Raw genomic sequence first — 19,319 nt, 5'->3', positions numbered from 1 at the left:
TTGACGAACGTACACACGGACTGTACGCATAATCCAACAGCCGGTGAGCCGAAAGCGCAGACCCGGCCAGTTTGGAGACTTCCGATGGCAACCCCCGTCACCACCGCCGAGCTGATCGCGATCCTCGCGCCGCACGCTGGCTACAAGCTCAATCCGCCGCGCAGCCCCGAGGGCTTCCCCCGCCAGAACATTGCGGTCGACGTGTTCACTCGCAGCGAGCACGCTTACGACTGCGACCTGCGTGCGGTCGACGAAACCGGCGTCGGCATCTTCTTCTACAACGCCCGCGAAACGAAGGCTTGGGACCGCGTCACCGAGGTTCGGGTTGCTGACCTTGATGCCGATGGCGAGCGCGTTTCCGAGCGCCGCTTTCAGCACATCGGCCTTGTGCGGGAGATCGCAGCATGAGCGCGCAACACACTCCGGGGCCTTGGTTTCAGGGTCCGCAAAGCGCCAATGGCTGGCACACAGTCCGCGTTGAAGATGTCGGTTGCACGAACGGCCGCATCGTTGCCGAGACTGTCGAGCCGGAAGATGCCCGCGCCATTGCTGCACTTCCTGAGCTGATCCAGACAATGGAAGAACTGCTCAGATACGAAGGCCACCACGTTTACTGCGGCCACGGCGACGACATGGATAAGCCCTGCGTCTGCGGCTTGATCGCCAAGCAAGATCGTGCCCGCGCTGCCCTTTGCAAAGCCAAGGGAGAAGCAGCATGAGCGACCTTCTCCAGCGCGCCCGCGACATTGCAGCGGACCAGTACATCCGGCTGTCCCTTAAGTATCCGACGCCGAACGCAACTTTGTTCGCGTGGGCCGATCACATTCCGACTTACGAGGCCATGCTGCGTGATGGTCGCCTTGACCATGACCGCGAAGTCCAGACCGCGCTTGCCGCTCTCCGGAGTATCGCAGCATGAACGGGGGCGTCGCACAGATGGCCCGCGTGCTGCCGACTGGCCGCGCCGCAGAGTTCCGCCGCCTCCGCTTCAAGGCGTGGAAGCAGGGCGCGAACGGCGAGGCGCACCCGCTCGATTGCGGCAACGCCGAAACGCTCGATCAGGCTTTCGCCAAGGCGCTGCACGGCTGCGCGCACAAGGAACACATCGCGGTCCTACAGACCGATGCGATTTCCGGCGATCAGGTGCTTGCCACCGCCGTTGTTCGGCAGGGCAAGCCGGTCTGGCGTAAGTGCCCCGACACGCTCGTGTCGAAGCAATTCCGCGACCTTTTCGCTGACCGGCAGATGGCAATGAAGGTGCGCGGCTTCGATCCGGTCGAGCCGTGGCGCTGGACGCCGGGCGCCGATGTGGTGGGCCGGCGGAGCGGTGCGATCGAAGGGATCGTGTCGTGATCGAAACCTACAAGCGCTGTCACCGAGAAGAGCAGGAAGCGCACCGCACCCTTGGCCGCGAGCCGAGCGGGATGGGCCCGATGATGGGCCTTGCAATCGGCGTAGGCGCAACCATCGCGGGCCTCGCAGCCATCACCATCGTTCTCGCCTTCATCGGGTGGGTCGTGTCGTGAGTCGAGCCTCCTACATCCTCATCCACCAGAGCCGCGCCGGGACCGCATTCCCGCCCGTGCGCGGCGGTGCCCCCACCATGGAGGAATGGGCCCGGCTCCGCGCCGCCCGCCGCCCATGGTGGAAGCGCCTGTTCTCTGTTCCCCGCGCAGCCTCGCCGATCCCGCACGGTGCGCGCCCCTCCCACATCGAAGCCGTCGAGGCCGGTTTCGATAACGGGGCATCGTCCGATGCGGAATGATGCCGCCCCCTATGCTGAGCGGCCCGTGCGCCCCGTTGCGGTGGCCGGCGCGGTCGACGTCACCCGGCCTGCCGAGGGCTACTATCGGTTTCGCCTTCGCTCGGGTTCGGTCTTCGGCGGTGTGCGCATCTGGTATGGTGCCCCGCTGGATCCGGTCACCGGTGAGGAGCTTGACCGTTCCTGGCGCTGGCAGGCGATGTTCAACGGCGAGCTGATCGATCTCGACCGTGTCTGGCCGACATGCGCCGGCGATCCGATCTCCGAGGATGAATACCGCACGTATTGCGCCCGCCAGCGCTGGGCCGCGGAGAACGCGCCCGGCAGCGCATATGCCGACCCGCGCAAGCGCATCGATCCCCTTTCAATCAACGACCCCCAACTTTTCTAGCCGAGGAGCCATTTGCCATGGGCATCACTACTGCACGCAAGCTCGATGACGAGGCTATCGCCCCGGCGCCGCGCGATCACAACAAGCCGCCGCTCGAAGAGCTGATCCCGCTCGAGTTCCGCGAGCAGTTGACCGCCGAGCACCCTGACTTTTTGGTGATTGTCGACAACCGCTGCGGCGTCGGCGACCGAAGCAGCGAAGGCTATCAGACCGGCGAAGCGGATCGGGCCAAGTGCACCGATCAGGACACTTACGAGCGGTGCGGCAAGCTGGCGAAGAAGCTGCGCGCGATGGAGCAGCACGTCGACGCCACGCACACCGTCGTCAAGGCTCCATACCTGCAGGGTGGTCGCATGGTCGACGCCGAGCGCAATGCGCTGATCGGCAGGATCAAGGCTGCGCGCGAACGGGTGCTGGCTCAGATGGAAAGCTACCTTGAAGCCGAACGCAAGAAGCAGCGCGAGGCCGAGCTGGAGCGTCAGGCCGAACTGCAGCGGCAGGAAGAGGAACGCCGGAAGGCTGCCGAAGTGCTGCGCGAGAACGGCATCAGCGCCGACGTTCTCCCTGAAGCGCCGCCGCCTCCGCCGCTCGCCGCCCCGGCACCGCTTGCCGGTCCGGTCCGCACCGACGGCGCGACGATTTCCTCGGGGATCGAATGGCGCTCGCAGGTCACCGACTACGCCAAAGCCTTCAGGAAGGTGAAGGACGACGCTGCGGTGCGCGAGGCGATCGACAAGGCGATCCAGCGGTTCGTGAAGGCGACCAAGGGCCAGGTCGCGATCCCCGGCGTCACCATCACCGACCACGCGCGCGCCAGCGTCCGCTGAGCCGCGCCAACCATCCAGCCAGCGAACAAAGCAGGAATACCGCCATGCAGTACGTGAAGTGCAAGTTCCGCCCGTCCGACACCCGGACCTATACCTACCAGTGGGATGGCGAGCCGCTCCAGAAGGGCGATGTCGTCAAGGTCGCTGACAACCGCGACCCGACCGCATGGAAGCGCGTCTGGGTCGACGAGGTCACCAGCGAAGCGCCGTCCTTCGCCTGCAAGCCGATCCTCGGGATCTACAACCCGGACGCCGAACCCGCCGACCTTCCGGCAGCCGCCGCGAAGGCGGACAGGCCGGACTGGATCGGCGACCTTCTCGGCGACGAAGCCGAATTCTGATCCCTCATTTCAACCGGAGAAAATGAACATGAATGCCCGTTCCCAAGCCGTCCAGCGCGCCGATGCGCAGATCGAGGAAAGCCGCCTGCGCGCGGTTGCTGCGCGCGAAACGCAGCGCCCCAAGCCCATGAGCGCGCTGGAATCGCTTGCCGCTCGCCTCGCGCTTGATCCCCAGAAGCTGCAGGACACTCTGGCGAAGACGGCCTTCGCCAGCTGCACCAGCTACGAAGAATTCATGGTCTGCGTGATGGTGGCGAATGAGTACGAGCTCAATCCGCTGACCAAGGAAATCTACGCATTTCCGAAGCGCGGCGGCGGCGTGGTGCCCATGGTGGCCTACGATGGCTGGATCAAGATCATGAACCGGCACCCGCAGTTCGATGGCATCGAGTACGAGCACATCGAGGACGAAACGGGCGAGATCAAGGCGGTCGAGGGGATCATCTACCGGAAGGACCGGACCCGTCCGACCAAGAAGATGGTCTACCTCGACGAGTTCAAGATGAACACCGATCCGTGGAAGCAGAAGCCGCGCCACATGCTCGATGTGCGCTGCACCTGTCAGGCGGTGCGTCTTGCTTTCGGTATCACGGCGGGCATCGAGGGCGTCGACGATGCTGACGGCGGTGAAGTGCGGCAAACTTCGACGCTCGTCATGCCCACCTTCACTGGTGCAATTGAGCAGAACGCCAGTGCGCAGATCATCGACCAGCACAACCCGCAGACCGGCGAGGTGCTCCCGCGCGACCCGCGCACCGGCATGACCGAGGTCGACGAGGAAACTGCGCGCGCGCTCGATGCCGGGGAGGGCCGCGAGGATCACCAGTACGGCGATCAGCATGACGGCACGGCGAACAACGCCGCAGACGCCCCCACGCTCGACCAGGCGCTCGAATACCTGCAAGCCGCGCCGACGATCATCGACCTGAACAAGCGCTTCGACGAGGTGAAGGGCTACTTCATCGACGACGCCTACGCAGCACTGAGCGACGAACGCGACGGCTGTGCCAAGCGCCTGCGCGGCGGGAAGGCCTGACCGATGGTGACGACCGCACCTAGCAGCACGGCTGACCGTCTCGCCGCGATGATCAAGGAATTCTTCGGGATCGACCTTCGCGACTTCCCGGAGCCGACGAAGGTCAATCTGATCGCTGATCTCAAGCTCGACAGCCTTGATCTGGTCGAGCTGGTCATGGGGATCGAGGAGGAATTCGGAATCGCGATCAGTGATGACGAAGCCAATCCCTTCGTCACCGATGACGGTGTCACAGCGCCGCACGCGCTGTCCGAGCTGGTGCAGCTAGTCGACAGCAAGCTGGGGAAGGTCGAGGCATGACCGCCGGCGCCATCAAGCCGACCCCGGTGCTCGAAGCGCCCGCCGATTTGATGGCGGCTGCCCGCGCCAATTGCGCTGCGAGGTTGCTGGCGCGGGGCAGCGCCGACGAGGCCGATGCGTTTGCGCGAGGTGAACGGGACCAGAGTTGGGCCATGCGTCACGAAGTTGCGAAGCTTCGGGCGGAGCAGGCGCGATGATCCAGGTTGACCCTCGCGACTTCACACCCGACGCGCTGCGCAAGGTCGCACCGGCCTGCGGCGAGTGCACCGGGCAGGGTGCGAGTGTCGTCGAACTGGTCGGCGGTTCGGTGGTCTATCCGCATCGGCCCGACCTCTGGCAGAAGGATGGCGTCGACCGCTGGTGGTGGCGATGCGAGAACTGCGGTGCCTACGTTGGCACCCACACGGGCACTATCAACCCGCTTGGCACACCCTGCGGTCCCGAAACACGCCGGGCTCGCGAAGCGGCGCACGCCGCGTTCGATCCTATGTGGCGCAAGCGGATGGAGCTCTCCGGCCTCAAGCAGAGCGTCGCGCGCGGCCGCGGCTACAAGTGGCTGGCCAAGCAGATGGGCCTCACCCGGAAGGACTGCCACATCGGCATGATGTCCGCCGAACAGGCTTGGCGCGTCGTCGAGATTTGCCGGGCGCGGGAGGCCGCCTGATGTGCCTTGGCTCCCAAATCCCGGCCACCTGCCGCCCGAGTGCGAGATCTACGACGCCGACGGGCACTGCATCGGCTTCCGCGCCATCCACGTCCGGCTCTTCAACGGGTGGGACAGCCGCAAGGCGGGCGCCGGCCCTTGGCCCGCTCGCAGCGGACGTCCTCCGACAAATTGGAGCATCCGCCGCCCTGTGCCTCACCCGTTCGATATCAAGGAGTTTGACCCGCTATGAGCATCAACCACACCACCGCCGACAACCTGATTGCCGACGCGATCTGGTGGCTCAAGGGCTTCCGTGCCGCGCAGCCTGCCGATGCGAGTGACCCGACCGACAATCTCGGGGCGAGCCTGCTTCGCGTTCGTGAATGGCTCAATCGTCTGCCGCTGGGCGTGAGTAGATTGCTTGGCGCCAATGAGCGCACGTTCGCCTGCGTGATCACCGAGTATGAGCTTGAGGTGATCATCGATGGCTTGCGCAGCAATACCAACGAGGACCGCGACCTAGCGCTGACCAAGGTCCGCGAAATCCACAAGCAGTTCATCGCCGAGTGCAAGGAAGTGACGGCGCGGGTCTATGTCGAGATGCCGTTCTGATGAACGCGATCGCGCTCCCCCTGACCGTTGCTGACATCGTCGCCGAGTACGAGGCGAAGGAAAGCGCCATGGCCGCTGAGATCAAGGCGCTGGAGGATGCCTTCACGCGGCTTGACCACGCGACCACGGTGCAGGGCGCTTACGTCGAACGCGTGGCCCAGCGGCCTTATCTCCACATCGATACGCTGCGGAAGAACCTGCTCAAGTCGGGCTGGCGCGCGGTCTACGATCGCCTGCAGATCGCCAGCATCGCCAGCGCCAAGGACAAGAAGCTGTTCGACCAGGCGCTCGCCAATCCGCCCCCGCTCAGCATCGAAACCGCCAAGGCCACGTTCGGCGACTACCTGATCCGCCCGCGCTTTCACATCCTGCGCGGTCTGGCTGAGGCGTTCACCGCGCTCGATCCGGCCTACAAGTCGCACAGCCGGGTCCGTATCGGCGTGAAGGGCTTGCCGAAGCGCGTCGTCCTGAACAACTGGGGCGGCTTCTCCAGCACCTATGGCCGCGACCGGTTTCAGGACATGGCGAACGCTCTTGCCGCGTTCCGCCGCCAGCCGAGCGTCGAGTGGTGCGAGATGCTCGACATCGACGATCAGCACAAGCTTGGCAGCGATGCCGTGATGAACGGCCGCACCCTGTCGCGGTACAGGTCGGGGCTGGGCGAGGAAAAGTACTACGCCCCGAACCGTGGGCTCACTATCCGCAAGTTCGGCAACGGCAACGCCCACGTCTATTTCGACAAGGACGCCCTGCACGCCGTCAACCGCGCCCTGGCCGAGTTCTATGGCGAAGTGCTGCCGGATGCCGAGCCCGAAGGCGTGAAGCCCAGCGCCAGCACCGCGGTGTCGAAGGACCTGCAGTTCTATTGGACGTCGCCGGAGGTGGCCGAGCGCGCGCTGGCGTTCGCCGGCATTCCCGATCTGCGCCAGTGGGATCGTTACCGCACCAGCCGCCCTGAACCGATGAAGGTGCTGGAGCCGAGCTGCGGTGACGGTCGCATCCTCGACATGCTGCGCACCTATGGTCACGCCGGATACGGGATCGAGTACCATCCAGGCCGCGCGGCCGAGGCGAAGGCCAAGGGGCATTCCGTGCTCAGCGCCAACTTCCTCGATTGCGAGCCGATGCCCTTCGAGGCCGTGGTGATGAACCCGCCGTTCTATGGCCGGCACTACGCCAAGCACGTCCGTCATGCGCTGCGTTTCGTCCAGCCGGGCGGTGTGCTGGTCGCCATCCTCCCCGCCAGCGCCCGCTACGATCACGGCGAGCTTGAGGGCGACTGGGAAGACCTGCCGGTCGCCAGCTTTGCCGAGGCCGGCACCAACGTCCCGACCACCATGCTCAAGATCAGGAAGCCAGCATGACCGACACTATCGAACTGCAGCGGAAGATTCTGCTGTCAGCCATCAAGGCGGGCAGCAACCCGCGCCGCTACTTCAATCCCGACAAGCATGCCGAGCTGGTGGCATCGATCCGGCGCAACGGCGTGCTGCAGCCGATCTTGGTGCGCCAGATCGGATATGACGATGCGTTTGGTGGCGAGGTGTTTGAGCTCGTCGCCGGCGGCCGGCGCTTCCGCGCGGCAACGGAAGCGTTCGGCACCGATGGCCTGATCCCCGCCATCATCCGCACCATGACCGATCAGGAAGCGCTCGAGGCGGCGATCGACGAGAACGATGTCCGCGAAGATGCCTCGGAAACCGAACAGGCCGATGCCGCGACGCGCGTGCTGGCGGCATGCGGGAACGATCGCGCTGAGGCGGCAAGGCGTCTGGGCTGGTCGACCTTCAAACTCGATCGCCGCCTCGCATTGGCCGGCCTTTCCAATGCGGTGAAGGTCGCGCTGGACGAGCGCCGGATCAAGGTCGGCCATGCCGAGCTGCTCGCCGCCGTCCCGGCCGACAAGCAGGACAAGGCGCTGGAGACGATCCTCACTTCCGGCATCGATGTCGCGAAGACGCGCGAGCTGCTGATGCGCGTCACCCAGAACCTTGCTGCGGCGACCTTCGACAAGGCCGAATGCGTCGGCTGCAGCTACAACTCCGCTCGCCAGCGCGCGCTGTTCGAAACGCATGTCGAGGACGGCCACTGCACCAACTCCGGATGCTTTGCCCTGAAGGTCGAGGCTGCGCTGGCTGCGGCTGCGCCTATTGTTGAACCTAATTCCGGAGCGGCGAGTGATGAGGCAACCCCGACGGCTGTGTCGGGTGAGCCTTATCCGAGTACCCCGGATAGCTCGCCTGCTCCACAGCCGGAGCAGGCGAGCGCACCTGCCAAGCCTTCCGCACCGACGACGTCCGCCAAGCCCAAGGTCACCGTGGCTGGCCTCAGGGTGAAAATGGTCGCGACCCGGGATCAGGCTTGGCGGGATGCTGTTGCCGCAGCGATCAGCGAAAGCGCCAACGCGCTGCGCATTGTGGATCTAGCCGCGAAGTGTGTCAGGACCGGCGTATCCGTGTCACCTGACGAAGTTCGCAATCTCGCAGCCGACTTTGAGGTCGACCTGCGCACGACATGGCGCGTCGATGCCAAGTTCCTCGATCAGCTGAACAAGGATGAGCTGAAGTTCGTCGCCGAGGAATGCGGCCTGATCGCTCACATGGGTGCGCGCAAGTTCGCGCAGATCTTCGGCCAGACAACGCAATCGGTCGCCAGTTCGATGCTGAACGCCACCGGCTTCGACTGGGCCGGGCGCCTGCCAAGCGCGATGACGCTCGATGGCAAGGTCGGCCTGTCGCTCTCCGCCGAAGAGCCGCCCGCCGAGCAATTTGCAGAAAGTGCAAAGAACTCCGCCACCCCCGAAACCGAAGAGGCCTGACCGATGCTGATCACCAGCCTATTGCCGCTGCTCGCCCGCTATTCGCTCTGCATCGATCTCGTCGCCGGCGCGGGCGATACTGTCACGCTCACCATCATCCCGCGCAAGGCCGAAGGCGCCAAGGCTAGCCCCGAGGCGGCAGAGGTACGCCCGATCGCGATCACCGCCACCGCAGCCGAGATCGATGCAGAGCTCGCTCTGGGCGAAGCTGGCGCGCTCGGCCAGATCTTCGCCGCGCGCAAGGCCCTTGGCGATCAGCTGGCCGAACATCGCGCCGCGACCGAAGCGGCGAAGTCGGCTGCCAGCAGCAAGGCCAAGCCCGCGCCAAAGGCCCCCGAGCCGAAGGCAGCGCCTGCACCCGCGCCGGTCGTTGCGCCTGCCGCCCCCGGCGAACCCGTCGCCCTGTTCTGAAAGGCCCTTCCATGGAAGTCACCACGCTCACCCGCGTCTATCGCTATGATGGCATCGATCTGCCGGTCCCGCCGCACCTCGCCGGCGATCCCTCGGCCCTGCGCGCCTACCACGCCACGCTCTACCCCGCGATCCTGAACGCGGAGGCGGTCGACCTCGGCGTGTCGAACGGCGCGCTGGTGACCGAGTACAGGCGCGCGGTCGGCACCAAGGGCCGATGAGCATCGTTCCGCCGCCGCCCCGCAAAACCCTCCTCGAATGGATTGAAACCGATGATGGCGACACACCCAGCGACATTCGCCCCACCTGCAGCGACGCGCAGCGCGTCCTTCACGCGGCCATCGCCGTCGGGCCTGTCACCGGTTCGCGCGAACCGCTCACGCCGCCGGCAGGCCTCGCTCTCGCGCCCCTCGGCTGATCTGGCGGGCAGGGCGGTTGCGCTGTCGCCGGCCGTTCCGGCAGCATTCGATGAGCCGCTGGCACCGCACCATAAGCTGCTTGGTCGTTGGCTTGCCGCGCACCAGCCGAGCGACCGGGTGATGACCCGGATGGAAGCGCGCAAGCAGATCGAAGCGGCGTTCGACGCTGCGGTGATGGAGGTGATGGGCGGCATCAATATCGCGGACTTCCGCGTCGCGGTCCTTGCCGGTCATGACGAGAATCCGTCCGCGCCCGCGCTTGCGATCATCTGCGACAGTATCGGTCAGGTTGAGCTTGGCTGGATCGAACAGACGAATGTGCTGGCGAACACGCTCAAGGGCAGCGTCGCCCCGTTGGGCTGGCGCGCGCGGGCCTACAAGGCGCTGGTCGACACGCTCGCCGCCGCGCTGCCCCTGTTTACCTACGACGAGATGTTCGATGAACTGGCGGGGATGTACTGGGATGGCGCGACCGATGATGGCAGCGCTGCCGAAGCGGCAGAAATGCTCGGGCACGATCCGGATGACATCATCCTGCCGTCTCAGGTCCACGCCAAAAAGCCTGACTTCATGCTGGCGGAGAATGCAGCGCCGTTAAAGGACCTGCCGCTTGCGCTCGCCGCGATCCTGCGCCGTCTTCACAAAGCCCACATCGCGCTGACAGCGATCAGCGAGGGCAATGCCTGGTACTTCGACCACGAGCATCTGATCGAATACGCGCCGGAGTACGAGGACGCTGCGTACCTGCCGCCGATGACACTTGTGCCGGTCGATTTCTTCGCCGCTGAGGTCGACGAAGTAGGGCGCATGGGGATGGAAACCATCTTTCAGAGCGCGGCAGGCCTTTGCCCGATTACCGATGTCGCCGCGATCGATCGCTGGTTTGCGACGTTGCGCCTCGGCGCCGAGCTGCTGACAGCCGCGCAGGACCTGATCGCATTCGAACCTTTCGCCGAACGGAGGCGCGCATGACCGTCTCGACCGAGTTTCAGGCAACAGGCGGTGGTCTGATGCTGGACAGCGCCATTCTGCTGTATCGCACACCCGGTGGCCACGGCGCGGCCGACGCGTTCGCCAGCGTGCACAGCATCGAGGATCAGGACGGCCGCCCGGCAATTGCCGCTGGCGAGCCGCTGACCCGCGCGCACCTGCGCCAATGGACCAAGCTTCTCGGCCGCGCCGCCCCGCCGGAAATCCTGCCCGAAAACGTGCTGGTCGCGCACCCTGACATGCTGGTGTGGTGGATCCCCGAACGCATCCGCGCGGCGCACTTCGCGATCAGCAAGCCAGCCGACGATCTTAAGGCGCTGCGCCAGCGGACGACTGTCGCAGTGCCCTATCCTGCGCACTTGCTCATTGCCACGCGCGGGCGCCTCGGCGTCTACGCCCTCGCGGTGAACAAGCGGCCGACCGCCGAGACTGTGGCTTATCACTCGCCGGTGCTGAACGTCTTCATCAGCGGGTCGCTGTGCTGGGGCAACATCGCCAAGCCGAAGGCGCTCGCGGTGGCATCGATACCGCAATACGAGGCGGCCGTATTCGACTCCTGGTCGACGCACGCCAACCACGGGCAGGATCAGGCGATCACGGGGAAGGGCGGTCTCGTCCGCCTGTGGGACGCTCTCGCCGCCAGCAAGGCAAAGACCTTTCCTGTGCGGCGGCTCAAGCCCTTCACCGTGCACAGGCAGCCGCTGACAGTGGGCAAGCTCATCGCGGGGAGCGCACGATGATCGTCGCCTCCGATCCGACCGCCGCCGCCGTGCTTGATGCGGTCCCCTGCTACCCGGTGCCGCCGACGGGCGGCTCACCCGCCATCGATGCCCTGCGCACCGCGCGCACCGGGCATGGCTTTATCGTCGGCGACGATGGCATGATGCTGATCCTGCGCCGTCCATGGCTGGAACTCGATTACCGCGTGACCGAGGGGCCGGAGTGCCATGCGCCCTACGGCGGGGTGGGCCCGGATGCTCTGCACTTCCGGTGCGGGCCCATCCCCGGCGTCCTGTTCACGCAAGTGCTGGAGCACTTCGCGGCGGCTCTGCCGAACGAGGCGGCAGCGTTCATCCTCTGGCACGAGCAAGCGAGGACGTTCCGCCTTGAATATCCGGACATCGATGCTGCCACGCCCTCGCGGCTTGTCTACCGGCCGCCGGTGCTGGCGCAGGGCTGGCATCTAGTCTGCGATCTGCACAGCCACGGCGCGACGGCGGCGTTCTTCAGTTCGACCGATAACGCGGACGATGCCCACAGCACCAAGATCGCGATCGTCGCGGGCTCGCTTGCCCGGGACGATGGCCCAACCTTTGCCGCGCGGCTCTGCGCCGGGGGCATGTTCCTGGAACTGCCCGGGCTGCCGTTCGAGGAGGCAACCGATGCAGCCTGACAACCGCCACTACCTCCCTGCGAAGCTGCAGGACCGCGCGCTCAAGGTGCTCCTCGTCGGCTGCGGCGGCAACGGCGCCCAAATGCTGATGGGCTTGGCTTCGCTCGATACGGCGCTGCGCGAGATCTCGTCGCGCTCGCTCGATGTCACCGTGGTCGACGACGATGTGGTGTCCGAGGCAAACCTCGGCCGCCAGCCGTTCTACCGGTGCGACCTCGGCAATTCGAAAGCCCGCACCCTCGTCGAGCGCATCAACATCGCCCATGGGCTGAACTGGCGCGCGGTGCATGGGAGGGCGCCGGCGGCGGTGAGCGTCGGCGGCTTCGACATGGTCATCACCTGTGTCGATACCGCTAGCGCGCGCCGCGCCATCGGGGCTGCCTTTGCTGAGAAGCTGGCCGCTGATCGCTATCAGCCGGTTCCGGCCTACTGGCTCGACCTCGGCAACCGCGCATCAGATGGCCAGTTCCTGATCGGGCAGCCGTCTGCGCAGGCGATCGGCAAGGACGCGCCGCCGCGCCTGCCCACCGTGCTCGAATACTTCCCCGAGCTAGCGGACGAAAGCATCGCCGAGGACGACGCGCCCAGCTGCTCCGTCGCCGAAGCGCTCGAACGGCAGAGCCTCTTCGTCAACCGCGTCGTCGCCAGCCACGCCTTGGCCCTGCTGTTCGAGCTGCTCGGCCGCGGCTCCATCGGCCACGCCGGGGCCTTCATCAACCTCGCCAGCGGTCAGGCCATGCCGATCCCGCTCCCCATGATCCCAGCCGCGCAGGAGGCGCAAGCAGCATGACCGAAGCACTTACCACCGCTCTCGAGCCCTACGCCTCTTCGCAGGCCACGGCCGACATCGAGAAGCTGCTCGAGGCGCTTTGGGCCAGTGATGAATGGCTCCCCGAGGCTCACGAACCGATCCTTGCCCGCTGGCGCGCCGCGCGCGGCGAGGCGGCATTCAGCCCATGGCGCTGGTGGGCAAAGGAGGCGGAGGCCGAGAGCTACGAAAACGAGTGTCTGACTCGCGCTGATGCGATCGCGTGGGCGCGCAAGGAGTATCCGGGCAAAGCGATCACCATCATCGAATGCCGGTACTTTGACGACGCCTTCAACGACGAGGAGATGATCTGGTTCGCGGAGAGCCGGAACGAGGAAACTCTTCCGGGGGAGGTGGACTGATCATGGCAACCAGCAAGATCGAATGGACCGACCGGTCCGATTGGAACCCGATCCGCGGCTGCACGCGCATCTCCCCGGGATGCGGTGGGCCCGGTGATCACGGCGGCTGCTACGCCGAGGCGATGGCCGCTCGCTTTTCCGATCCCGGGCAGTGGGGCCATGGCTTCGCTGAGCGCATCGCAAAGGGTGGACGTTGGACCGGCGAAGTGGCTGTTCAATGGGACCGCATTTACCTTCCACTGCGTTGGCGCAAGCCCGCGAAGATCTTCGCCAGTAGCACGAGCGACTTCTTCCATGCCGCCTTGCAGATGGAGGACGTCGCCCAGCTGTTCGGCGTTATGATCGCGGCTCACCACTTGCGCGGCCATACCCTGCAGGTGCTGACCAAGCGTGCAGACGTCATGCGGGCGTGGCTCAACAATTCTGAGTTCTGGGACATCGCGAACGCGGCGGCCTGGGTGCACGTCATGGAGCGCGTCGATCCGCTCGACCGGCGCAGCGACGACGCCCGCGCCAAACTGGACGACTACGGCCCCGAGAACCCGCCACCCGGCATCTGGCTTGGTGTCAGTGTCGAGGATCAGCAGCGTGCGGACGAGCGCATGTATGACTTCCGCAACACCCCTGCGGCTGTGCATTTCGTAAGCTACGAGCCCGCGCTCGGGCCGGTCGATTGGTCGGGCTGGAGCTTTGTCGACCAGATCATTGGCGGCGGCGAAAGCGGGCCGAAGGCGCGGCCAGCTCATCCGCAGTGGTTCCGCGATACCCGCGACTGGTGCGAGGCTTTCGGGGTGGCCTACTTCCACAAGCAGAACGGCGAGTGGGTGTCAGTCTATGATCGCGACCGCGATGATCCCGAATGGAACAAGGTACCGAAACCGGGTGACTGGGATCGTAAGCGCTGGCTGAACCTCGCAGGAGGGCAGGGATTTCACGGCGACAAGCTCAACATGATGCTGAAGGTCGGCAAGAAAGCCGCCGGCCGGCTGCTCGATGGCGTCGAACACAACGGCTTCCCTGAGGCGCTATCATGAGTACCGATGCCATCACCATGCACATGGCCATCGTCGGCGCGTCCGGTTCGGGCAAGACCGTCACCGCCAAGGGCTACGCCGAGGCGCTTCTCACTGATCGCCGCCACGTCTGCATCATTGACCCGACTGGCGCATGGTGGGGCCTGCGCAGCAACGCCGCCGGTGATGGCCCGGGCTTCGACATCCCTATCTTCGGCGGCGCGCACGGCGACGTGCCGATCGCGGTCGACCAAGGTGAGGCCATCGGCGCGATCATTGCGGACGGGGTGTCCGCCGTGGTTGATGTCTCCGGCCTCCGTACCGGTTCCGAGCAGCGCCGCTTTGTTCGCGACCTGTTGCGCCGCCTCCGCGCCAAGTCCGATGGCAACTTCCACCTGATCGTGGACGAGGCGGATGAGTTCGCAGCGCAGAAGCCGCGCGACGACTTCGGTTACGAGGCCGGTGAAGAGCTCATCTGGATGGCGAAGCGCGGCCGACTGGCTGGCTTCGTGCTGATGCTGATCACGCAGCGCCCGGCCTCGATCGACAAGGAAGTCCTCACGCAGGCGCAGACCCTCGTGGTGCACCAGCTCGTGGCGCCGGTCGATCAGAAGCCGGTGCTGGACTATCTGCGGGACAATGCCTCCACGCACGAGTTTCGCGCGGTAAAGACCACGCTTGCGTCTCTGGAAAGGGGCAAGCGCTACGTCTACTCGCCGCGCCTTGCCATGTTCGCTCTTGGCATGTCTCCGGCGCTGACCACTTTCGACAGCAGCCGCACCCCGGCGCCGGGAGAACTGGCGACCCAGCCTAAGATGCTGGCGCAGATCGACCTGGGCGTGATTCGGGCGGCGCTCGCTCCGGTGCGGCCAGCCTCCGCCGCCGATTCCAAGCTGGCCTACGAGGCTGGTGCGGCGGGGGGCGGGTTGCTGGTCGAGAAAGACCGGCAGATTGCCGACTTGATCCGCGCGAACGCCGAATGTGCGATGGTCATCAGCGACCAGCTGGACCAGATTTTTCAGATGAGCGAGTGGGCGGAGAAGATCGTCGCACTCGCCAAAGAGGTCCCTGCAAGTGGGCAGCGGAAGGCCGGTGAGGAGACTGCCGGCCAAACAGAGGGGCATCAGGCGATGATGTCGGCGACCCCGAGGGCGAAACCTCAGCGTCAGCGGAAACAACCGCAGGAGGTGACAGCCGGAGAGACGGCAACCGCGCTCAACGCCTCGGCACGCAAGATGCTCGACATGCTGGATCAGATCAGCCCGGCGCGCGTGCCTTGGGGCTCGCTGGCGGCCATGGTCGGCAACAAGGCGCGGGGCGGCAGCTTCAACGCTGCGCGGAAGGCCATGCGAGAGAGCGGCCGCATTATCGAGGATGGGGATACTGTGCGCAGCGCATGGCTGGCGACGACTGGTCTGCGGCGAGATAAGGCGTTCGCGCTGTGGTCGGATGTACTGAGCAATCCTGCACCACGAATGATGATTGCGCTGAAGGAGGAAGGTCCGCTGACACGGGCTGCGCTCGCTGCCAGCCTCGGCGTCGTCCCGCGCGGCGGCAACTTCAACAACGGGGTCGCGCAGCTTCTCCGCAACGGCGTGGCGATTGATCGCGGCGGCGTTCTGCACCTTGCCGATCCGCTGCCGGGAGAAAGTGCATGAGCTACGACCAAATCACACGCGATATTGCGATCAAGTGCAGCGATGATGTCTGCGCGGCGATCGATCGCAACATGGCGCTCGTCGACGATCCGATGAGCAAGACGATGGTAGCGATGATGGCCGCTGGTCGGGCATTCGCGATCCCCGCAGGTTTGTTGGCCGCAAGGATAGGGGCAGAGCCCGATACCGTCACCGAAGTCCTTATCGAGCGCATCCGTCCGATCATCGCCGATGCGATCAAGGCGATTGCTGAGCGGGAGACAAGCCGGTGACCACCAAAGGCATCATCTTCAGCGCGCCGATGGTCAGAGCGCTGCTCGCAGGCACCAAGACGCAAACGCGGCGGCTGCTGACTAGCGCGCGGGTATTTGGCACGCCCCACGCACCTGCATTCACTCTCAAGGGAGAGGCGATGGTGCGGGCGCTGCAAGGCGCTGACCGCTTTCGCCACCTCGGCGGGGATGGCTGGCTGTGGGAGGCCGACGCTTTCGAATGGCAGGCTCCGGCCGAGCGCACCGGATGGATGGCGCATATCGGCTATGCCCCCGGCGACCGTCTCTACGTGCGCGAGGCGTGGGCCTGCCATTGGGCGACCAATGATCAGAAGCCCCGCGACATTGACCCGACCCTATGGAGCGTGCGCTATGCCGCTGACGAGCATATCCGACCGGCTGCAAAGGACGGCAGTCGCGCGCTGCCGAAGCAGTTCACGAAAGGTCGCCCTTCGATCCACATGCCGCGCTGGGCTTCGCGCCTCTGGCTCGATGTGACCGAGGTTCGCGTCCAGCGGCTGCAGGACATCAGCGAGGCGGATGCGATCGCTGAGGGGATCGAGCGAGGGCGCCACCCTGACACCGGCGAGGTCGAAGGCTGGCGCGACTACGAGACGATCCACGAGGGTCGGCACAAGGGCGCTGCCCATCCCCATGCCATCATTCCCTACGCTGAGCCGTGGCGCAGCTATTCGAGCCTTTGGGACGAACTGCACACCGATCCGGGAACGCGCTGGGCTGATAACCCGTGGGTCGTTGCCTACAGCTTCACCGTCCATCACGGCTACGTCGACGAGGTAGGGAAATGACCAGCTATTCCACCTGCATCAATTGCGCTGCCGACAAGGCGACATGTGAACGCAGGGAGCAAGTGCGCGCTGCGATCAAGGGCTCGGGGATCACCTCGGTCAAGTTCAAGTGCGACAAGCGCCAGTCCATGTTCCACGTCGGCCAGCGTGTGGCTATCACATGGGAGGTTTCCACCGAGGCGGATTACTCGCTTGACGAGACGTGGCCGGGGACTGTCGTGCGCGAGAACGGCACACGCTTTGTTGTCGCGGTGGATGATGTGCCTAGCGACGAAGGAACGCCAGCGCGCGACTACATCAGGAACGATCGGCTGTTCGTGAAGGTGTCGCCTCAGCGGCTCCGAGCTTTGGACGAGCCAGATCGCCCCATCTGCAATTTCTGCGAGCGGGCTCCCAGCGTTGGCGAGGCCTGCAAGGATTTCGACCGCGATCTCTGGTCGCACAACAGCGGCTATCCGAGCGGATGCCTACTCGGGGAGAGCGCCCATGGCTGACCCCGTCGCCATTACCGAGCGCAAATGCGAGCGCTGCGACACCATCATCCGGCACAAGCACGGCGGCCTCTGCGCAGCCTGCCTCTCCGACGACATGGACTCTGACGAACCCGAAGAAATGGACGAGGACGAGGCGTTTCTCTCGTACCAGTGCGGTTTCATTCCCGGCCATGGTTGCACATTGGCGGGCACAGAGGATTGCGACTGGGAATGCCCTCGTGGGAGGGCAGCATGAGCGAGCGCTTCACCACTAGCGGCAAGGAGATCCTGCGTGACGGCGAGCACTTCGCCGATATGGCGACGCCCGGCGCGGCAGTTGCGGCGGCGATCATGTTCAACCGCGGTGTTCTGGTCTGCCAGAGCGTGACCGAGGCGGAAATGGCGGTGCTGCGCGAGGAGCTTTGGGGATGACGGTTCCCGCGCGCATCATCCAGGACGACATGACCCGGGCCTGCAAGGCGGTCGCTGCGGCCGGGATCGAGCGCGCGCGGATCGTGATGGATTTGGCGAACGCGAAGATTGAGATCATCATCGGCGAATCGGAACCGCCGCAGCCGGCATCCGACAACCCGTGGGATCAGGTCTGATGAACCGCAAACGCATCCGCTCGAACAAGTTCCTGCCGAAGTACGTGACGCGGTTCGACAGCCAGCACGGTGCGCCGCGCTATCGTTTCCGGCACAAGGATCTACCGGGCGGGTACTTCAAGGCGGAGCCTGGGACAGAGGAATTCCGGCAGGAATATCATGCCTTCCTGCATCCCGGCGAGGTAGAGGCCCCCGAGGTTGCGCCGCGTTACGCTGCCGGATCGATCGATGACATCGTATCGCGGTATGTGTCAGTGCCGGAGCGCCTTGGGCCAAGCGAGGTCACGCAGTCGAAAATCCGCGCCATCCTCGAGGACTTTCGTGAGGGAGTGACGCAGACCGGCCTCAGGATCGGCACCCTGCCGACCGCTCGAGTCACGTTCGAAGCCATCGACAAGATCGTCGCGCGCAAGCGGGTAAAGACGGGCAAGGGGAACAAGACGAAGGGCGGGGTTCACGCTGCGCAGAAGCTGCGCAAGGAGCTGGTCCGCCTGTTCGATTTCGCGGTGAAGTCGCGGATGATCGACCACAACCCGGCGGCGCTTGCCGAGAAGGTCAGGCTGACGGTGGCCGAGCGCACGGGCGGCTTCCACTCGTGGACCGAGGACGAGATCCAGATGTTCCGCGATCACCATGCCCTCGGCACCCGCGAGCGCCTGGCTATGGAACTGATCCTGTGGACCGATCAGCGCCGGTGCGACGTAGTGCGCATGGGCAAGGCTCAGATTGTCGACGGCTGCCTTCCTGTCGAACAGGAGAAGACCGGGGCAACGCTCTGGATCCCGATGCCGCCGCAGCTCCTTGAGGCCGTCATCGCGATGAAGCCGTCGGACACCAGTCCGTTCTGTTTCCTGATGACGAAGCGCGGTCAGCCGTTCCGCAAGGAGTCGTTCGGCAATTTCTTCAAGAAAGCGTGTGTCGATGCCGGTCTGCCTCATTGCTCGGCGCATGGCCTGCGCAAGGCGACGCTGCGCCGCATGGCCGAACTCGAAATGGCAAACGAGCTCATGAAATCGGTGAGCGGACAGAAAAGCGACAAGGTTCTCGCGATCTACACGCGCGCGGCGAACCAGAAAAAGCTGGCTAGCAGCGCGATGGATACCCTCGCGAAGTGGGAAATGAGTGCTCGCCAAGCGCAGGAATTGGTCGGTCGACAAGCTCTCGCGAACGACTGAATATGTCTCACCACCTCAGATGGGTGAGACACAAAGGTCCGATAAACGGCGGAAATGCGGGGTTTTATGGAAAGTAGTGGCTCCCTGAGTAGGATTCGAACCTACGACCACTCGATTAACAGTCGAGAGCTCTACCGCTGAGCTATCAGGGACCAGACCCGGATGCCCGGGGCAGGTGCGCGCTAATAGCAGGCG

At 65.1% G+C, this 19,319-nt stretch carries 32 protein-coding genes and 1 tRNA gene; 32 read left to right on the top strand and 1 reads right to left on the bottom strand.

Features of this window, described 5'->3' with window-relative positions:
* Positions 1 to 84 precede the first annotated feature (84 nt).
* The 32 genes from Q0071_RS02740 to Q0071_RS02585 all read left to right on the top strand — a co-directional run bounded on the left by Q0071_RS02740 (position 85) and on the right by Q0071_RS02585 (position 19,124).
* Positions 85 to 408, top strand: coding sequence for a hypothetical protein (locus Q0071_RS02740; RefSeq protein WP_298165052.1), 324 nt, complete (start codon positions 85 to 87; stop codon positions 406 to 408).
* A complete protein-coding gene (locus Q0071_RS02735; RefSeq protein WP_298165050.1) occupies positions 405 to 719 on the top strand; it encodes a hypothetical protein in 315 nt (104 codons plus the stop codon). Before Q0071_RS02740 ends, Q0071_RS02735 begins: the two co-directional genes overlap by 4 nt.
* A complete protein-coding gene (locus Q0071_RS02730) occupies positions 716 to 919 on the top strand; it encodes a hypothetical protein (protein ID WP_298165048.1) in 204 nt (67 codons plus the stop codon). Before Q0071_RS02735 ends, Q0071_RS02730 begins: the two co-directional genes overlap by 4 nt.
* Entirely contained in the window at positions 916 to 1,353 is a 438-nt protein-coding gene (locus Q0071_RS02725) for a hypothetical protein (RefSeq protein ID WP_298165046.1), read from the top strand. Before Q0071_RS02730 ends, Q0071_RS02725 begins: the two co-directional genes overlap by 4 nt.
* Complete coding sequence (locus Q0071_RS02720; protein ID WP_298165044.1) at positions 1,350 to 1,526, top strand: hypothetical protein; 177 nt, start codon at positions 1,350 to 1,352, stop codon at positions 1,524 to 1,526. The genes Q0071_RS02725 and Q0071_RS02720 overlap by 4 nt, the downstream gene beginning before the upstream one ends.
* Entirely contained in the window at positions 1,523 to 1,765 is a 243-nt protein-coding gene (locus Q0071_RS02715) for a hypothetical protein (RefSeq protein ID WP_298165042.1), read from the top strand. The genes Q0071_RS02720 and Q0071_RS02715 overlap by 4 nt, the downstream gene beginning before the upstream one ends.
* A complete protein-coding gene (locus Q0071_RS02710; RefSeq protein WP_298165040.1) occupies positions 1,755 to 2,153 on the top strand; it encodes a hypothetical protein in 399 nt (132 codons plus the stop codon). The genes Q0071_RS02715 and Q0071_RS02710 overlap by 11 nt, the downstream gene beginning before the upstream one ends.
* Positions 2,154 to 2,170: 17 nt before the next feature.
* Complete coding sequence (locus Q0071_RS02705) at positions 2,171 to 2,980, top strand: hypothetical protein (RefSeq protein ID WP_298165038.1); 810 nt, start codon at positions 2,171 to 2,173, stop codon at positions 2,978 to 2,980.
* A gap of 44 nt (positions 2,981 to 3,024) precedes the next feature.
* Complete coding sequence (locus tag Q0071_RS02700; protein ID WP_298165036.1) at positions 3,025 to 3,321, top strand: hypothetical protein; 297 nt, start codon at positions 3,025 to 3,027, stop codon at positions 3,319 to 3,321.
* Between the two features lie 28 nt (positions 3,322 to 3,349).
* The gene (locus Q0071_RS02695) at positions 3,350 to 4,357 is read left to right on the top strand and encodes a RecT family recombinase (RefSeq protein WP_298165034.1); all 1,008 of its coding nucleotides are present in this window, start codon (positions 3,350 to 3,352) and stop codon (positions 4,355 to 4,357) included.
* Positions 4,358 to 4,360: 3 nt separating this feature from the next.
* The gene (locus Q0071_RS02690) at positions 4,361 to 4,657 is read left to right on the top strand and encodes a phosphopantetheine-binding protein (protein WP_298165032.1); all 297 of its coding nucleotides are present in this window, start codon (positions 4,361 to 4,363) and stop codon (positions 4,655 to 4,657) included.
* A complete protein-coding gene (locus Q0071_RS02685) occupies positions 4,654 to 4,854 on the top strand; it encodes a hypothetical protein (protein WP_298165030.1) in 201 nt (66 codons plus the stop codon). The genes Q0071_RS02690 and Q0071_RS02685 overlap by 4 nt, the downstream gene beginning before the upstream one ends.
* The gene (locus Q0071_RS02680) at positions 4,851 to 5,321 is read left to right on the top strand and encodes a zinc-finger-containing protein (protein ID WP_298165028.1); all 471 of its coding nucleotides are present in this window, start codon (positions 4,851 to 4,853) and stop codon (positions 5,319 to 5,321) included. Before Q0071_RS02685 ends, Q0071_RS02680 begins: the two co-directional genes overlap by 4 nt.
* 228 nt (positions 5,322 to 5,549) lie before the next feature.
* Positions 5,550 to 5,915, top strand: coding sequence for a hypothetical protein (locus tag Q0071_RS02675; protein ID WP_298165025.1), 366 nt, complete (start codon positions 5,550 to 5,552; stop codon positions 5,913 to 5,915).
* On the top strand, positions 5,915 to 7,279 hold the full coding sequence (locus tag Q0071_RS02670; protein ID WP_298165023.1) for a DUF4942 domain-containing protein: 1,365 nt from the start codon (positions 5,915 to 5,917) through the stop codon (positions 7,277 to 7,279). Before Q0071_RS02675 ends, Q0071_RS02670 begins: the two co-directional genes overlap by 1 nt.
* On the top strand, positions 7,276 to 8,733 hold the full coding sequence (locus Q0071_RS02665) for a PRTRC system ParB family protein (protein ID WP_298165021.1): 1,458 nt from the start codon (positions 7,276 to 7,278) through the stop codon (positions 8,731 to 8,733). The genes Q0071_RS02670 and Q0071_RS02665 overlap by 4 nt, the downstream gene beginning before the upstream one ends.
* 3 nt (positions 8,734 to 8,736) lie before the next feature.
* A complete protein-coding gene (locus Q0071_RS02660) occupies positions 8,737 to 9,144 on the top strand; it encodes a PRTRC system protein E (RefSeq protein ID WP_298165019.1) in 408 nt (135 codons plus the stop codon).
* Positions 9,145 to 9,155: 11 nt separating this feature from the next.
* Positions 9,156 to 9,365 carry a PRTRC system protein C gene (locus Q0071_RS02655; protein ID WP_298165017.1) on the top strand — a complete coding sequence of 70 codons (210 nt, stop codon included), beginning with the start codon at positions 9,156 to 9,158 and terminating at the stop codon, positions 9,363 to 9,365.
* A gap of 54 nt (positions 9,366 to 9,419) precedes the next feature.
* The gene (locus Q0071_RS02650) at positions 9,420 to 10,535 is read left to right on the top strand and encodes a hypothetical protein (protein ID WP_298165015.1); all 1,116 of its coding nucleotides are present in this window, start codon (positions 9,420 to 9,422) and stop codon (positions 10,533 to 10,535) included.
* Positions 10,532 to 11,293 carry a PRTRC system protein B gene (locus tag Q0071_RS02645; protein ID WP_298165013.1) on the top strand — a complete coding sequence of 254 codons (762 nt, stop codon included), beginning with the start codon at positions 10,532 to 10,534 and terminating at the stop codon, positions 11,291 to 11,293. The genes Q0071_RS02650 and Q0071_RS02645 overlap by 4 nt, the downstream gene beginning before the upstream one ends.
* On the top strand, positions 11,290 to 11,946 hold the full coding sequence (locus Q0071_RS02640; protein ID WP_298165011.1) for a PRTRC system protein A: 657 nt from the start codon (positions 11,290 to 11,292) through the stop codon (positions 11,944 to 11,946). Before Q0071_RS02645 ends, Q0071_RS02640 begins: the two co-directional genes overlap by 4 nt.
* Positions 11,936 to 12,736, top strand: a complete 801-nt coding sequence (locus Q0071_RS02635; protein ID WP_298165010.1) for a PRTRC system ThiF family protein — start codon at positions 11,936 to 11,938, stop codon at positions 12,734 to 12,736. The genes Q0071_RS02640 and Q0071_RS02635 overlap by 11 nt, the downstream gene beginning before the upstream one ends.
* Complete coding sequence (locus tag Q0071_RS02630) at positions 12,733 to 13,116, top strand: hypothetical protein (protein ID WP_298165007.1); 384 nt, start codon at positions 12,733 to 12,735, stop codon at positions 13,114 to 13,116. The genes Q0071_RS02635 and Q0071_RS02630 overlap by 4 nt, the downstream gene beginning before the upstream one ends.
* Positions 13,117 to 13,118: 2 nt before the next feature.
* On the top strand, positions 13,119 to 14,150 hold the full coding sequence (locus Q0071_RS02625; RefSeq protein ID WP_298165005.1) for a DUF5131 family protein: 1,032 nt from the start codon (positions 13,119 to 13,121) through the stop codon (positions 14,148 to 14,150).
* Positions 14,147 to 15,787 (top strand): DUF87 domain-containing protein, encoded by a 1,641-nt coding sequence (locus tag Q0071_RS02620; protein WP_298165003.1) that lies wholly within the window; start codon positions 14,147 to 14,149, stop codon positions 15,785 to 15,787. Before Q0071_RS02625 ends, Q0071_RS02620 begins: the two co-directional genes overlap by 4 nt.
* Entirely contained in the window at positions 15,784 to 16,059 is a 276-nt protein-coding gene (locus Q0071_RS02615) for a hypothetical protein (protein WP_298165001.1), read from the top strand. The genes Q0071_RS02620 and Q0071_RS02615 overlap by 4 nt, the downstream gene beginning before the upstream one ends.
* Complete coding sequence (locus tag Q0071_RS02610) at positions 16,056 to 16,868, top strand: hypothetical protein (RefSeq protein WP_298164999.1); 813 nt, start codon at positions 16,056 to 16,058, stop codon at positions 16,866 to 16,868. The genes Q0071_RS02615 and Q0071_RS02610 overlap by 4 nt, the downstream gene beginning before the upstream one ends.
* Positions 16,865 to 17,362: a hypothetical protein gene (locus Q0071_RS02605; protein ID WP_298164997.1), complete on the top strand. Its 498-nt coding sequence runs from the start codon at positions 16,865 to 16,867 to the stop codon at positions 17,360 to 17,362. Before Q0071_RS02610 ends, Q0071_RS02605 begins: the two co-directional genes overlap by 4 nt.
* A complete protein-coding gene (locus tag Q0071_RS02600; protein WP_298164995.1) occupies positions 17,355 to 17,597 on the top strand; it encodes a hypothetical protein in 243 nt (80 codons plus the stop codon). The genes Q0071_RS02605 and Q0071_RS02600 overlap by 8 nt, the downstream gene beginning before the upstream one ends.
* The gene (locus tag Q0071_RS02595) at positions 17,594 to 17,773 is read left to right on the top strand and encodes a hypothetical protein (protein ID WP_298164993.1); all 180 of its coding nucleotides are present in this window, start codon (positions 17,594 to 17,596) and stop codon (positions 17,771 to 17,773) included. The genes Q0071_RS02600 and Q0071_RS02595 overlap by 4 nt, the downstream gene beginning before the upstream one ends.
* Positions 17,770 to 17,949, top strand: coding sequence for a hypothetical protein (locus tag Q0071_RS02590; protein WP_298164991.1), 180 nt, complete (start codon positions 17,770 to 17,772; stop codon positions 17,947 to 17,949). The genes Q0071_RS02595 and Q0071_RS02590 overlap by 4 nt, the downstream gene beginning before the upstream one ends.
* On the top strand, positions 17,949 to 19,124 hold the full coding sequence (locus Q0071_RS02585) for a tyrosine-type recombinase/integrase (protein ID WP_298164988.1): 1,176 nt from the start codon (positions 17,949 to 17,951) through the stop codon (positions 19,122 to 19,124). The genes Q0071_RS02590 and Q0071_RS02585 overlap by 1 nt, the downstream gene beginning before the upstream one ends.
* Before the next feature lie 77 nt (positions 19,125 to 19,201).
* Here the strand turns inward: Q0071_RS02585 and Q0071_RS02580 are convergent.
* Positions 19,202 to 19,276, bottom strand: a tRNA-Asn gene (locus Q0071_RS02580).
* Positions 19,277 to 19,319 lie beyond the last annotated feature (43 nt).

The sequence above is a fragment of the Novosphingobium sp. genome (genome assembly GCF_027486195.1).
Taxonomy (GTDB): Bacteria; Pseudomonadota; Alphaproteobacteria; order Sphingomonadales; family Sphingomonadaceae; genus Novosphingobium.
Note: the sequence above shows the minus strand (reverse complement) of the source record. Positions and strands in the feature narration are given on the sequence as shown.